The sequence below is a fragment of the Synechococcus sp. R55.7 genome (assembly GCF_047461955.1).
GTDB lineage: Bacteria > Cyanobacteriota > Cyanobacteriia > Thermostichales > Thermostichaceae > Thermostichus.
In genome coordinates, this window is the sequence record NZ_JANSIC010000046.1 from 1 (window position 1) to 13,755 (window position 13,755).

Sequence of the window (13,755 nt, forward strand, 5' to 3'; positions counted from 1 at the left end):
CCCAACAGAAAAACCGCCCCGTCAAAGCGTTCAAGGGGGGCTTCGCTACCTACGACGCTCGTATCTTTTCGTTCCGCGAGAAAGACTGGACGGTGTCGCTGACCACGGTGGAGGGTCGGGAGCGCTTTGGGCTGGCGATTGGCCGCTACCAGAGAGAACGGCTGGCGGGCTCCAATCCCAAATCGGCCACTCTGGTCAAGCGTAAAGATGGCTCCTACTCCATTCAAATCTGTGTGGAAGCGGAGCCATCCCCACCGCAACGCACGGGCAGAGTGCTGGGGGTGGACTTGGGGAGGACGGATATTGCCCATACGTCAGAGGGTGATAACTGGAATGGACAGCAGTTGAACAGAGTCCGAGACCACTACTCCCGGTTGAGGGCGGCACTCCAACGCAAAGCCAGTAAGGGCACACGCAGTTCGCGGCGCAGATGCCGTCAACTGTTGCAACGGCTGTCTGGCAAGGAGAGACGCTTTCAAACGTGGGTCAATCATCGCATCTCCAAAGCTATTGTCTCTAGGGCAAAAGCTACCAACAGCGCTATCGCTCTGGAAGACCTGACAGGGATCCGGAAAAGAGTCAATCAACAGCCGCGCAGCAAAGCCGAGCGGCGCAGGGCCAACAGTTGGGCGTTCTACCAACTACGTCAGTTTCTGGAATACAAGGCGAGGGTTGCAGGGGTTTCTCTGATTCCTGTGCCGCCTGCTTACACGTCGCAGACCTGTCACCGGTGCTTACACATCCACCCTGAGCAGGGCAAGTCCTACCGCAGTGGCAAGTCGTTCAAGTGTGGGCACTGTGGATGGGAAGGAGATGCGGATTTGAATGGTGCAAACGTAATTGCGCTTTTGGGGGCTGCCGTAAACCAGCCTAGAGGTTCGGGCCTGTTTTGTTCTCTGGTAGGGCAGAGCAGGCTCAGGGCTACTGAAAGCCCGCTCCGTACCGCTTAGCGGTCGGAGCCGGGTAGTTTACCTCTGCTAAATACTGAACACCCCCCACAGTTCCTTATAGTTGAAGAGAGGGTCACCATCTTGGGTAGCAGGAGCTAGCCGCAATGATTCCCACCGTCAAAGACGTTTGTCAAATTCATCCTATGGCCTTGAACTACGCCATAGTTGAGCAAATTGAAAATCTGTCGAATGTTATCGAGCATACAGCAGAGGATGCCCGGGCATTCTTCGCCAAAAACCACATTACCCGCGGGATGGATCTGTTGCTGCGTCAGGGGCTCAAACGGCTGGCAGGTCGCTCCGACCAAGCGGTGTTTGAACTCAAACAGGCGATGGGGGGTGGTAAAACCCACTCCATGATTGCCCTAGGGTTGCTGGCGCGGGATGCCGCTTTGCGTGCCGAGGTTGTGCCAGACATCACTCAAGATGCTCCTTTTGCCGACGCTAAACTGGTTGCCATCAATGGACGCCTCAAGTTCGAGCAACGGTTTATTTGGGGAGAGATTGCCCGGCAACTGGGGAAAGAAGAGGCTTTTGTCAAATTTTGGCAGCACGGAGCAGATGCCCCCAGTGAGCAGGATTGGATTGATTTAATTGGAGATGAACCCACCCTCATTCTATTGGACGAGCTGCCGCCCTACTTCGACTACGCCATTACCCGCATGGTGGGCGGAGGTACATTGGCGCAAGTGACAACCTACGCCCTATCGAACCTGCTGAGTGCCGCCTTGAAGTTAAAGCGCTGCTGCATTGTCATTTCCAACCTATCCGGCAGCTACGAAGGAGCCTCACGGGAACTGCAAAAAGCAATCGGTAACTTCGCTCAAGAAACCAACCGCCAAGCGCGATCCATCACACCGGTAGACCTGGGCACATCGGAAATTTACGACATTCTCCGCAAGCGGCTATTTAGCTCCCTGCCCAATGTACAAACCATTGATGCAGTTGCTTCTGCCTACGCAAAAGTGCTGGGAGATGCAGCCAGAGCCAAATCAATTGCCAAAACTGCCGAACAAATTGCCGCCGAAATTCATGCTTCTTACCCTTTCCATCCTTCGGTTAAGCACATCATTGCCCTATTTAAGGAAAACGAAAGCTACCGTCAAACTCGCGGCTTGATGCAGTTTGTTTCAAAAATAATCCAGTCGGTATGGGAGCGTCCCAGCAACGATGTCTACCTGATCGGTTGCCAGCATCTGAACCTCAACATCCCAGATGTGCGGGAAGAGATCAACAAAATCAGCAATCTACAGGGAGCGATTGCCCACGATATTGCGGCCAATGGCACTGCTGTCGCTGAACTGGTGGATCAAAAACTGGGCCATGATGCTGCCAGTCAGATTGCTGCCCTGCTGTTGACTGCCTCTCTGTCTGAATCAGTTGATGCCGTGAAAGGCTTTACCGAGGGGCAATTTTTGGAATACCTAGTAGCTCCTCAGCGGAATGTCAGCGAATTTCAGGATGCTTTTCAAGCGTTCCGTGCCAACGCCTGGTACCTGCACCGCAAAGAAAACGATGCTTGGTACTTTTCCAACATCGAGAACCTGCGTAAGCGCATTGATAGCCGTGCCCGCAACGCTCCCCAGCCGAAAATTGATGCGGAAATGAAGCGGCGGCTGGAAGAAATTTTCCGACCCCAACGGCGGATTGCCTATCAAGAGGTGCAAGCCCTGCCCAAAATTGATGAGATTCGCCTCAATGGCCCGCGGGTGTGCCTGGTACTCAGCCCAGACAGCAAAACACCCCCAGAAGAGGCCCAGCAGTTTTGGGAAAGTGTTCCCGAGAAGAACAACTTTTGTGTGGTTACCGGAGATGGCTCCAATCTGGCCAGCCTAGAAGACAAAACCCGTCGTTTGTGGGCCGTTGCCCGAGTACTGGAAGAAACCGGTGGAGACAAATCCCCCCACAAAGCAGAACTGGAGGAAGAGGCCGAACAAGCCGCCTACGACTTTAACGCCACTGTGGTCAGCCTGTTCAATCGGGTCTATTACCCCATCAAGGGCAAACTGACTCCTACCAAGCTCTCCATGACCTTTACGGGCAATACCTTCCATGCTGAAGAGCAGATCGAAAAAGCCCTATCCGATGTCGGTGCATCCAAGCTGTATGTCGATGTGGAAGCCAATGCCGAGGCGTTGCTGTCGCGAGCAGAAGACCTGTTGTGGCCGGCAGGGGGAGAGCGGCGTATCCCTTGGCGAGACGTGGTTTCCCGCACCATCACCAACGAGCGCTGGCCCTGGTTGCCCCCCAAAGGAATGGATACCCTGCGGCAGATAGCCGTCAGCCAAGGTCGCTGGCGGTACACCGAAGATGGATACATCGAAAAGGGGCCCTTTCCGCCCCCCCGCACATCCGTAGCCATCACCCAGCGAGAATACGATGACCGCACCGGTACGGCTACCTTGGAAATTCTGCCTCGAGATGCGGGCAAAAATGGCCGTGTTCACTACAGCTACACGCCCAATGTGGATGCCAACAGCCCTGTGGTGCCCGATACGATCTGGACAACCGATGCCACTGCCCTGTGGTTTGTCGCCATTGACCCGGATGGCCGGCACGAGACAGGGGATGTCTATGCTTGGAAGAATACGCTGACCCTCACCCACCAGCCTCGTATTGGCGGCGGCAAGCGCACCGTAGAGCTAACCGTGAAACCCCGTGGTCAAATTCGCTGGAACACCACGGGCATTAACCCACGGGAAGGCACCCTCTACACTGGCCCCATCGAACTAGAGGGATCAGAAGCCGTTACCATCTATGCCTACGCCGAAGATCAAGGGGTGAGCACCACTCGCAAATTCACGATCCCGGCGCTCGACCAAAAAGGGCCGGTGATTGACAAAAACAAACCGGCTAAGCTGCACAAGCGCCTCAACCTGCAAGGAAATAAGGCGAGTTATACGGCCATCAATCAGAGCAAGGCTTTGGGTGTGCGACTGGCGGGTGGGATCTCCCTAACCGTGGGGGAAGGGAACCGAGCCATCACCACCCGGTTTGGAAGCGATATGGTGGTAAAAGCGGAAGACATTGAGCAGTTTATTGCGATAGCACGTCAGGCTTTGGGCAATGAGACGGCAGAGGTGAGTCTGCGCTTGGACGACCTACACTTCAGCAGCGGCCACGATTTGGAAGTCTTTTTGCATCGGTTGGAAATCAATCCTGAGCCGGGAGAGGTAGAGCAGTGAGCGATAAAAAATGGGAGACGGTGGGGTTCGGCTGTCCCAAAACCGTTGATCCCCACCACTTTGTGGTCGAAATACCTGCCGGCAGAACCGCTCCTGTGCTGATTTACGAAGTCTATGGCATCAAGGCGGGCATCAACGGACAGCCGGACATTGCGGAGCGCTGTGTTCTCAGCCGGTCTATCTGGAGCCAGATTGCTGAGGATCTCAAACAAGAGTTTAATGACCGCCTGCGGGCGAAAAAAATGAATCCGAGCCGTTGGACAACTGGCCGCAACCTCGTAGAACGTCTGCTGGGGAAGGAATTGCTGGTGCTGGCTTGGGCAGTAGAACGGGCCAAACCGGAGGCGATCCCCAATGCCATTCGCAACTGGAGAGGGCTGCGTCCAGAAGAGCGCTGGTGGCTTTACACCATGACAGCAGCGGCGACAGGGGGTGTCGATCACGGGAATATCGGTTGGCGCAAAGCCCTGCGCTATGCCCTCACAGAAAATCCCTTGACGGAACTGAGTGTGCCCACTCCGGTCAAGCGCCCATACCAGCCAGCTTGTTCCGATAGCTTGCGTAGCGAAGCCGTAGAAGCCGATCAACTCAGCCTGTTATCCTGCTTGCAAGAAGATCCCTCGCCCTTTTGGGATAGTGAAGCAACCATTGGCACGACAAAGCTAAGAGATTAAGTTATACTAGATAAAAACGCCTATTTGGGAGAATGCAAATGATGACAGAACTGCTGGAGAAAGCGATTAGCAAGTTAAAAGCTCTACCCACAGAGGAGCAAAATGCAATTGCCAGCCTGATTCTTGATGAGCTAGAAGACGATCAGCGATGGGAAGAATCCTTTGCTTCTTCAGCGGATATGTTAGCAAAACTCGGTGCCGAGGCAATAGCCGAGTATCAAGCAGGCAAGACGGAAGAATTAAACCCCGAAACACTGTGAAATCTCGCACCACTGCCCAGTTTCGCAAGTTGTTTAACGCTCTTCCAGAGTCCATTCCAGATTTGGACAAGCTAGACTTACAAAGGACGCTAATCCCGATCAAAAGTCAATATAATCCGCTTCTCTTGTGCAGCTCTAGCCAAGACCTCGAAATCTTTATTACCTGGAGCTTCCTCTGAGAGCGATGCCACATCTAAGCCAGCATCTCGCAATAGACAGATACTTAAGCGTGGAAAATTTTCATTGACGAGAAATTGCATCAACTGACTTTATCTGAAAAACTGTAGAAGTTCATTTCACGCATACATTCTTGGATATAGCTAAACATAGCCCTAAGTACTTCTGGAGTCAGCGTAGGGTAGTTTTCCAAAATCTGCTTTTCCGTCCAGCCTGCCGAAAATAGCCCCAAAATAAATTCCACCGATAGGCGACTTCCTCTGAAAACTGGCTTACCCAGGAGAATATCGGGATCCGAATGAATATAGTCTTCCCAGTTCACGGCTTAGGGCCCTAAGAGCTACCATGATCGATGGTATCGCCGGAGATCTCCCTTGTCCATCATCCCCCTTGCTTGGAAAGATAAGCCGAGTTTGATCGAGCGGCTCTTGCCTGCCCAAAAAATCAGCGCCGAAGCGCAAAAGGAACGCAAAGCTGGGGCTGGCCAAACCCTCACGGCGTTGGGGAGCTATTGGAAAGGGCGCAAACCTCTGATCCTGGCCAAAGCTTGCGTATTGGGGGCATTGCTACCTGCAACGGATAACCCCGAAGCCGATCTGGAAGTGTTTGAGTTGCTGATGGGCATTGCTGACAGCAGTTTGGAACGCCGTCTGAAATCGCAACGGGATAAACCCAAATTGGCACAAGGCTCTTACCTCGAAAAACTGGAACTCTGCAAACGCCCAGAAGAATGCGACGATGCCACCCTCTACGGCCCCATTTGGGATCGGGTGAACCAACATTTGGGGACAAATGCCCACAGCTTTCCGGAATTGGTGGAGCAACTGGGGATTTTGCGGTTTGGGCATCGCCCACGAGTGGGGGATACTTTTTGCGGCAGCGGTCAAATTCCCTTTGAGGCGGCAAGGCTGGGATGCGATGTCTATGCCAGCGACCTCAATCCCATTGCCTGTATGCTCACTTGGGGAGCGCTGAATATCGTGGGAGCCGATGAAGCCACCCGTCGGGAAATTGAAGCAGCCCAAAAAGCAGTGGCTGAGGCGGTGGATCGGGAAATTACTGCTCTAGGCATTGAGCATGATGAGCACGGCAACCGCGCCAAAGCCTACCTATACTGCCTAGAAACCCGTTGCCCCCACACCGGCTGGATGGTGCCAATGGCTCCCAGTTGGGTGATCAGCAAAACCCACAATGTGGTGGCGAAGTTGATCCCAAATCGGGAGCAAAAACGCTTTGAGATTGACATTGTGAGCGGCGTAAGCGAGGCGGAAATGAAAGCTGCCGCCAAAGGCACTGTACAAAATGGGGATTTGGTGTATGTCTTGGATGGAGAAGAATACCGCACGCCCATTAGAACCCTTCGTGGGGATTACCGCCTTCCCGATGGCACGACTGGCAATAAACTGCGCCGTTGGGAAAAGCACGATTTTATGCCTCGCCCCGACGATATTTTTCAGGAACGGCTGTATTGCATTCAGTGGATCACCGCCGAAACATTGGGCAAGAGCCGTCAAGAAACCTTTTTCGCCAGCGTCACCCCCGCCGACCTAGAACGAGAGCGCAAAGTAGAGCAAATCGTTAGAGAAAACCTCGCCGCCTGGCAAGAAGCTGGACTGGTACCCGATATGCCGATTGAACCTGGAGAAGAAACCACACGCTTAAGTCGAGAGCGGGGCTGGACTTATTGGCATCATTTGTTTAATGCACGACAGCTTTTTGTGAATGCGCTTTATTCTAAGAACATCAAATATCAAAAAAGAGCCTCAGAACTTGCCTTGATTTTCTCAAAGTCATTGGATTGGTCAGGACGTTTAACGAAATGGGACTCAAATGATGGTTGTGATAAAGTATCAAACGTTTTTACTAATCAAGCTCTCAATACATTTTTTAATTGGGGAATACGAGGTGTCAAATACTACGAGAATCATACGCTTAGTACAGATTGGAACAAGGGTAAAGCTCAAATCCTGTCCTCAAGCTCTATAGTTGCTTCACCTGCCAGGGAAGTTCTTGAGTCCAGTAACATTTTCATCACTGATCCACCGTATGCGGATGCAGTGCATTACCACGAGATCACGGAATTTTTCATCGCGTGGTTGCGAAAGAATCCACCCAAAGAATTTGCCGATTGGGTGTGGGACAGTCGCAGAGCTTTAGCCATTCAGGGCAAGGGGGAAAAGTTCCGTCAGGATATGATTGCCGCCTATACTGCCTTGGCAAACCACATGCCCGACAACGGCTTGCAAATCGTGATGTTCACCCATCAGGATGCCGAAGTGTGGTCGGATATGGCCAGCATCATGTGGGGGGCGGGCTTGCAAGTTACAGCCGCTTGGTACATTGCCACCGAAACCACTTCTGAACTCAAAAAGGGCGGTTATGTGCAAGGCACGGTGTTGCTGGTGGCGCGTAAGCGGTTGCAAGATACTTCTGCCTATCGGGATGAGCTGGTGGAAGAGGTGCGGCAAGAAGTTGCCCATCAGATTGAAACCATGGTGGGGCTAAATCAAAGCACCCGAGGCAAGGGGCGCACCGAAAACCTGTTTGAAGATGCCGATTTGCAAATGGCAGGTTATGCGGCAGCGTTGCGGGTATTGACGGGCTACCGGCGCATTGATGGACAGGATATGGTGGCAGCAGCCCTGCGCCCCCGACCCAAAGGCGAAAGAGATATCGTTCGGGAAATTATTGATTATGCCGTGCAGGTTGCCAATGAGCATCTTGTACCTGAAGGCATCGCGCAGGGGGTGTGGGAGGGGTGCTGTGGTGCAGAGCGCTTTTATCTGAAAATGATGGAACTGGAAGCGGTAGGGCTGAAGAAGCTGGACAACTACCAGAACTTTGCCAAGGCATTTCGAGTTGGCGACTATGGCGAATTGATGGCCTCTCAGCAGCCCAACAATGCCCGACTCAAAAATGCTCTAGACTTCAAGAAGAGCAGCTTTGAGGGCGAATTTGGCCGCTCAGCACTGCGAGCCGTTTTGTTTGCTCTCTACGAACTGCAGAAAGAGGCGGATAGCGATGAGGTGATGGAACACCTGCGGTCTTTGGTGCCCAGCTACCACACGCGCCGGGATGATTTGGTGGCTTTTTGTCAATACATTGCCCGCAAGCGAGAACACCGCTATCCAGAAGAGTCCTCAGCCGCCGGGATCTTGCTCGCCCTTATCAGAAATGAACGCTTGGGTTGAAGAAGAAGTTATAGGATTAACTCACTCACAAGTTGTATTGTCAGGGCTTCCTTCAAGCTCAGCATCTGAGTTAAAGTATTTCTCAACAATCGACTTTATTTGGTTAACATAAGCTATAGCCTTGTCCGCATTTTTTTGTTTGTAGTATTCCAAGGGGACAATATCTACAGCTCCATAAAAAGCCAACTCCCTATCTTTGCGCATCTCAAATGATATGTTTTCCAGCAAGGCTATTTCCTCGTCAGAAAGCTCTGGGAACCGTTCTCTATTTTCTGCTACTTGGCCACCAGGGTCATGGGTTTTGCCGTAGTTTATTCCCTTAATGATTAGGCAAGCTTTGATGAATAACTCAATGATTTCTTGGCACATCCGAACTACATCAGCGTAATCGCCAACCTCATAGAAGAATGACAACGCTTGGATGCGATAATTAGCCCTTTGATAGTAGTCTCTTGCTAATTTCTTTCTCATCGTTATTCACCCAATAGGGGATCCCCCGGCATACTTTATACGTAATTAAACTGTCACAGATGAGTTGATTGACTATATCCCTGATCTGCGTGATGCAGTTCTGCTTTTCATAGATGATGTGGTGGTTGGTAGCCACTTCATAAGTCAAGCTGGCTGGCCTGCATAGCTCTGTGGGCTTTAGCAAGATAAAGTTTATCTCCAAGCCAAGAAGTTTTTCTAGATCCCTGCAGGTAGGAAGCAGTAAGTCATCTCTGCTTCTGCAATCGGGTATATTCTCTGCAATTACTAATAAATCGAGGTCAGAGCCGTGAACCCATGAATTATTGGCGCGGGATCCATAGACAACAATAGCCCACAGATCCGAGCCAAAGACGGATTGAATTTTCTCTTGAATAAGCCGCGCTTGTGCTTCGGATATTCCTATGCTGCGCTTCTCTCTGCCCTGAAAGCCTGCAGACTCTTGTACGGTTGACATGGCTACCTTGCGCTGATCAGCTTATTCTGCAAAGACGCTGCTTGCGCCTTCGGCTGCTCATTTTAAGGCTAGAGTATTGTTACAATTTTACCCCAGCCCGCCATGTCCAGCACTTCTTTCCTACGCCGTTTCAGTTCCCGCCAGCAGCGGCTCAGCCATGTCTTTCTCAAAGATCGCCTGGCAAAGGCACGCACCTACAAGCGCATTGCTGGGTACTTTCGCTCTTCTATTTTTGAATTGGTGACTGAAGAGATTACACACATCGAGCAGGTGCAGATCGTCTGTAACAGCGACTTGGATCCCTGGGATATTGCCATCGGCAAAGCTTCCCGCCAGGCCAGAGAAATGGCGCTCAAAGAAAAATGGAACGAAGAGAAAGGAGAATCGATCACCAGCCTATTACAGCGCCCCCGCTACCGTCAACTTTACGAAATCCTCAAAAGCGGCAAAGTGGAAGTGCGAGTGGTGTCAGCCGCAGATGCCCCCTTTCTCCACGGCAAAGCAGGTGTTATTGAGGCAAGAGATGGCACCAAATCTGCTTTTATCGGCAGCCTCAACGAAACGCGGCAGGGATGGCAAGAGCATTACGAAATTGTCTGGGAAGACCAGTCGCCAGAAGGGGTTGCTTGGGTCGAAGCGGAGTTTCAGTACCTGTGGGAACGGAGTGTTCCTCTGCCAGAAGCGATTGTGGAAGAGGTGGGGCGATTATCTCGCAAGGTAGAGGTATTTCTTCAAGACTTGCAACCTGTCGATGTTCCTGGAGCCGCATTGGTGGAAGCCCCTCTCTATCGCCGGGGTGAGGTTCTCAAACCATGGCAGCAGTCGTTTGTGGAAATGTTCCTGGAACACCGAGAGCTGTATGGTGCAGTGCGACTCATTCTGGCAGATGAAGTGGGGCTGGGTAAAACCTTGTCTTTGGCGGTTGCGGCGATGGTGGCGTGCCTTTTGGAAGATGGGCCAGCCTTAATTCTTTGTCCGGCTACCCTCTGCCAGCAGTGGCAAGTGGAACTCAAAGATAAACTGGGCATTCCCTCTGCTGTGTGGCTCTCCAACCGCAAGGTATGGCAAGATGCCAATGGGCACATCATCAAAACCAAGGGTGCTGAAGGTATTGGCCGTTGCCCCTATCAAATTGGTATTGTTTCTACGGGTCTCATCTTTCACAATGCCCCCGAAGCCCAATGCCTTTTGGAACGACGCTTTGGCACGATTGTCCTGGATGAGGCCCACCGCGCCCGCTGTACCCGTGGTGTCACGGTAAGGGATCCCAAACCCAACAATCTCTTGGACTTTATGGGCAAGGCGGCCACCCAGTCCAAGCACGTCCTTTTGGGCACAGCCACCCCCATCCAAACCCATGTTGAGGAACTGTGGGATCTGCTGGGAGTGCTCAACAGCGGTGCCGAGCATGTGTTGGGACGACGGCATCAGCAGTTGTGGCAGCAGACGCAAAGGATCCTGCCCATCTTGACAGGACAACAAGCAGTGACCGACGAGCATTTTGCCTGGAATTTGCTCCGCAATCCTCTGCCGCCATCTGTTGAGGATCCCTTGTTTGACCACATCCGCAGCGATCTGAAGCTCTTCAAAGGTCAACACTTCACAGATAAGCCCCTGACGGAATTGGAGGACTTCACCCGCCAAGAACTGCGAGATGCCCTGGAAGAGCGCCAACAGGGGCTGACTTTTTTCCAGCGACACAACCCAATTCTGCGCCATACCGTATTGCGAAAACGCTCTACCTTGGAAGAATTGGGCTTGCTTGAGCGGATTGCCGTCGATATTTGGCCGAGCGAGGGAGAGCAATTGCCCATGTTCTGTGGGCTGGGTTTGCTCACTTCTCCCGAATTTGATGTGGCCTATGAAGCTGCCCAAGATTTTGCTAGGGCTTTGAGACAGCGTACCCAATCCGCTGGGTTTATGAAAAGCATCATGCAAAGCCGGATCTGCTCCAGTATTGCCAGCGGCCTATCTACGGCTCAGAAACTACTGGAAAAGCGGCGTTTTTTTGAGGAGGACGGAGAAGAAGATTGGCTGTTAGACAACCTTCCAGAGATTTTAGAGGCAGAATATGCCCATTTGGAGCGCATTGTTAGCGTCTTGAGCCAAAAGAGCACGGATCCCAAACTCGATGCCGTCCTCTATTTCCTACAGGAACGACACTGGCTGGACTTGGGATGCATCATTTTCAGCCAGTATTTTGATACCGCCCATTGGGTGGCCAACAACCTGAGCCAACGTCTGCCTCAAGAAAGTGTGGCTCTCTATGCAGGCGCCCACAAGTCGGGTTTGTTTTTTGCCGGAGAATGGCGGAGCGCAGAGCGGGAAGATATCAAGAGAGCCGTGCGAGAGCGTACCATTCGGCTGGTGGTGGCCACCGATGCTGCTTGTGAAGGTCTGAATCTCCAAACTTTGGGCACGCTGATCAACATTGATCTCCCTTGGAATCCTTCCCGCCTAGAGCAGCGCATCGGGCGGATCAAGCGCTTTGGTCAGACCCGCGACCGTGTGGACATGCTCAACCTGGTGTACCACGGTACCCACGACGAAAAGGTATACGAGGTGCTTTCTCAGCGGATGAAAGATCGCTACGACTTGTTCGGTTCTTTGCCCGATACTATCGAAGATGAGTGGATTGAGAATATCGAAACTCTGGAGGCCAAATTGCAGGAGTTTACAGAGCGCAAGAAACAGGCCAACGCTTTTGAGCTGCGCTACGCAAGCACAGTTGAACCCAAAGGCCCAAGATGGGAGACCTGCGAAAAGGTGTTGTCCCGTCGGGATATTGTGGAACGTCTTTCAGAAGGGTGGTAGCCATATATCAGCCAATTCGATATGCTTCTGCCAATGGGCTGGAAAAAGTTGCCTCTGACCACGAGCTAATACGGGCGGAAGTGCCTTGACCATGCTAGGCTCCAGCCCGAAAAATCTGCTCAGCCGTGAGGTTTAATTCAGGGAAAACTTTAGAGCGAATCCGGTCATTGCCCCGAAATAATTGCGCCTGATATTCCTCATTGACCAGTTGGAAAACCGAGATTGTGGGAACCTTCGGCTCGCCAATGTACCGACGACCCCCCAACGCTTGGTAGTCAACGATCCAGTATTCGGCAATACCTAACGTCTCGTAGTCACTCAGCTTATGCCAGTAGTCATCTCGCCAGTTGTTGCTGGTAATTTCAATGACAAGAGGAATAGAGGTTCCGTGGATGAGCGTCGAGGATTTCTGCCACAGGGGTTCTCTGGCCAAGGCGGTACGGTCAATCACCACTCCATCAGGAGCGTAGGCAGTATCGCCTTCCGGCGCCTTGATCAAGGTGTCCCGACCTAGAAAATAGTTGAGGTTGCACCTGCGGATTTCTAATGCCAATTCGGTGGCAAGAAAACCACTGATTTCATCATGTTTCCCTGTGGGTTGCATCTCAACCGCAACTCCGTTGTGTAGTTCGTATCGTCTGTTAGGTTTCCACTCCAGAAACTCAGCAAAAGTCATTGGCTTAGAAGACACAGCATAGGTAGCAGTCATAGTTTTTCCTCCCTTGAATGAGTTAAAACGCCCTAGATACTTCTGCAAACATTGTCGCCCATCTCATCCTTTAGTAGTCTTTTATGGCATAGCCGTGTAACCCTAGCCAGAGCCGGATGTAGATATCTAGCAGAATCACTTCAGGCATTCCCAACTTGCCTCATCTACGTTTCAAGTGGGGGAGTAGTTTCTTGTCAGGAGCGTGTTGCATTTGAATCTTGCTCTAATTCAATATCACCGTAAATGTCTGCCAGGGAAAAAGTGATGTTGACAGATGGCAGCGTAACAACATCATCCAGGGCATGGTAGTCCCTGAAGATCCACTCGACATTTCCCTGGCGGCGGTAGTGTTCTACACTGATTCGAGCTTGGTCAATTAGCAGATACTCCTGTAAAGTTGGGAGAGAGCGATAGGCAGCAAACTTCGCTCCTCTATCGTAGCTTTCGGTGGCAGGCGAGAGCACTTCCACAATTAAGATAGGGTTAGTGACAGTATCCTTGCGCCCTTCTTTAAGCTGAACTGGGTTTTGGATCACCATACCATCGAGATAGACATATTGTTCGAAGGCAGGTATGTAAAGTCTGAGATCACTAGAAAAAACGGAAAAACCCTTGCCTCTTAGCTTAAGCCAAAGTAGGGCATTGACACTGGTAATCAGTTGGCTATGAATGGGTGTGCCGCCAGTTATCTCAATAATTTCCCCATTGCGAAATTCACGGCGGATCCCGCCTGTGGCCTCTGATTCAGCTTCCAGGGCAAAGTATTCCTCTGAAGTGTGGGTTTTACGGGGGGCGAGGGCAGTGGTCATGGCATCTCCTCAGGCAGCGGCAGAATGGATCAAGCGGTCA

The 13,755-nt window shown here is 51.8% G+C and carries 12 protein-coding genes; 6 read left to right on the forward strand and 6 right to left on the reverse strand.

The window, feature by feature from the left end; all coding sequences use genetic code 11:
• From NW820_RS03860 to NW820_RS03875, 4 genes are all read left to right on the forward strand, one after another.
• A partial coding sequence (locus tag NW820_RS03860) for an RNA-guided endonuclease InsQ/TnpB family protein (protein WP_414406735.1) occupies window positions 1-950 on the forward strand: 950 nt, incomplete at its 5' end.
• Window positions 951-1,054: 104 nt separating this feature from the next.
• Window positions 1,055-4,135, forward strand: a complete 3,081-nt coding sequence (locus NW820_RS03865) for an anti-phage-associated DUF499 domain-containing protein (RefSeq protein ID WP_414406736.1) — start codon at window positions 1,055-1,057, stop codon at window positions 4,133-4,135.
• The gene (locus NW820_RS03870; protein ID WP_083757646.1) at window positions 4,132-4,809 is read left to right on the forward strand and encodes an anti-phage-associated DUF3780 domain-containing protein; all 678 of its coding nucleotides are present in this window, start codon (window positions 4,132-4,134) and stop codon (window positions 4,807-4,809) included. The genes NW820_RS03865 and NW820_RS03870 overlap by 4 nt, the downstream gene beginning before the upstream one ends.
• Window positions 4,810-4,847: 38 nt before the next feature.
• Window positions 4,848-5,069 (forward strand): hypothetical protein, encoded by a 222-nt coding sequence (locus NW820_RS03875; RefSeq protein ID WP_011433323.1) that lies wholly within the window; start codon window positions 4,848-4,850, stop codon window positions 5,067-5,069.
• A gap of 89 nt (window positions 5,070-5,158) precedes the next feature.
• Here the strand turns inward: NW820_RS03875 and NW820_RS03880 are convergent, their stop codons facing one another.
• Together NW820_RS03880 and NW820_RS03885 are read right to left on the reverse strand one after the other, a co-directional pair.
• Window positions 5,159-5,329 carry a DUF5615 family PIN-like protein gene (locus NW820_RS03880; protein WP_414406737.1) on the reverse strand — a complete coding sequence of 57 codons (171 nt, stop codon included), beginning with the start codon at window positions 5,327-5,329 and terminating at the stop codon, window positions 5,159-5,161.
• Window positions 5,329-5,568, reverse strand: coding sequence for a DUF433 domain-containing protein (locus tag NW820_RS03885; protein WP_414406738.1), 240 nt, complete (start codon window positions 5,566-5,568; stop codon window positions 5,329-5,331). The genes NW820_RS03880 and NW820_RS03885 overlap by 1 nt, the downstream gene beginning before the upstream one ends.
• Before the next feature lie 106 nt (window positions 5,569-5,674).
• Here NW820_RS03885 and NW820_RS03890 point away from each other — a divergent pair, with 106 nt between their 5' ends.
• Window positions 5,675-8,437, forward strand: coding sequence for an anti-phage-associated DUF1156 domain-containing protein (locus tag NW820_RS03890; protein ID WP_414406742.1), 2,763 nt, complete (start codon window positions 5,675-5,677; stop codon window positions 8,435-8,437).
• A 21-nt stretch (window positions 8,438-8,458) separates the two neighbouring features.
• On the opposite strand, the gene NW820_RS03895 is transcribed toward NW820_RS03890, so the two are convergent.
• Together NW820_RS03895 and NW820_RS03900 are read right to left on the reverse strand one after the other, a co-directional pair.
• Window positions 8,459-8,908 (reverse strand): HEPN domain-containing protein, encoded by a 450-nt coding sequence (locus tag NW820_RS03895; RefSeq protein ID WP_414398902.1) that lies wholly within the window; start codon window positions 8,906-8,908, stop codon window positions 8,459-8,461.
• Window positions 8,868-9,383, reverse strand: a complete 516-nt coding sequence (locus NW820_RS03900) for a nucleotidyltransferase domain-containing protein (RefSeq protein ID WP_414357407.1) — start codon at window positions 9,381-9,383, stop codon at window positions 8,868-8,870. The genes NW820_RS03895 and NW820_RS03900 overlap by 41 nt, the downstream gene beginning before the upstream one ends.
• A 102-nt stretch (window positions 9,384-9,485) precedes the next feature.
• Here NW820_RS03900 and NW820_RS03905 point away from each other — a divergent pair, with 102 nt between their 5' ends.
• Window positions 9,486-12,197: a phospholipase D-like domain-containing anti-phage protein gene (locus NW820_RS03905; RefSeq protein WP_414406739.1), complete on the forward strand. Its 2,712-nt coding sequence runs from the start codon at window positions 9,486-9,488 to the stop codon at window positions 12,195-12,197.
• 94 nt (window positions 12,198-12,291) lie between these two features.
• On the opposite strand, the gene NW820_RS03910 is transcribed toward NW820_RS03905, so the two are convergent.
• Window positions 12,292-12,906: a Uma2 family endonuclease gene (locus tag NW820_RS03910; protein WP_414406740.1), complete on the reverse strand. Its 615-nt coding sequence runs from the start codon at window positions 12,904-12,906 to the stop codon at window positions 12,292-12,294.
• Window positions 12,907-13,100: 194 nt separating this feature from the next.
• Window positions 13,101-13,715, reverse strand: coding sequence for a Uma2 family endonuclease (locus tag NW820_RS03915; RefSeq protein ID WP_414406741.1), 615 nt, complete (start codon window positions 13,713-13,715; stop codon window positions 13,101-13,103).
• Between the last annotated feature and the right edge of the window lie 40 nt (window positions 13,716-13,755).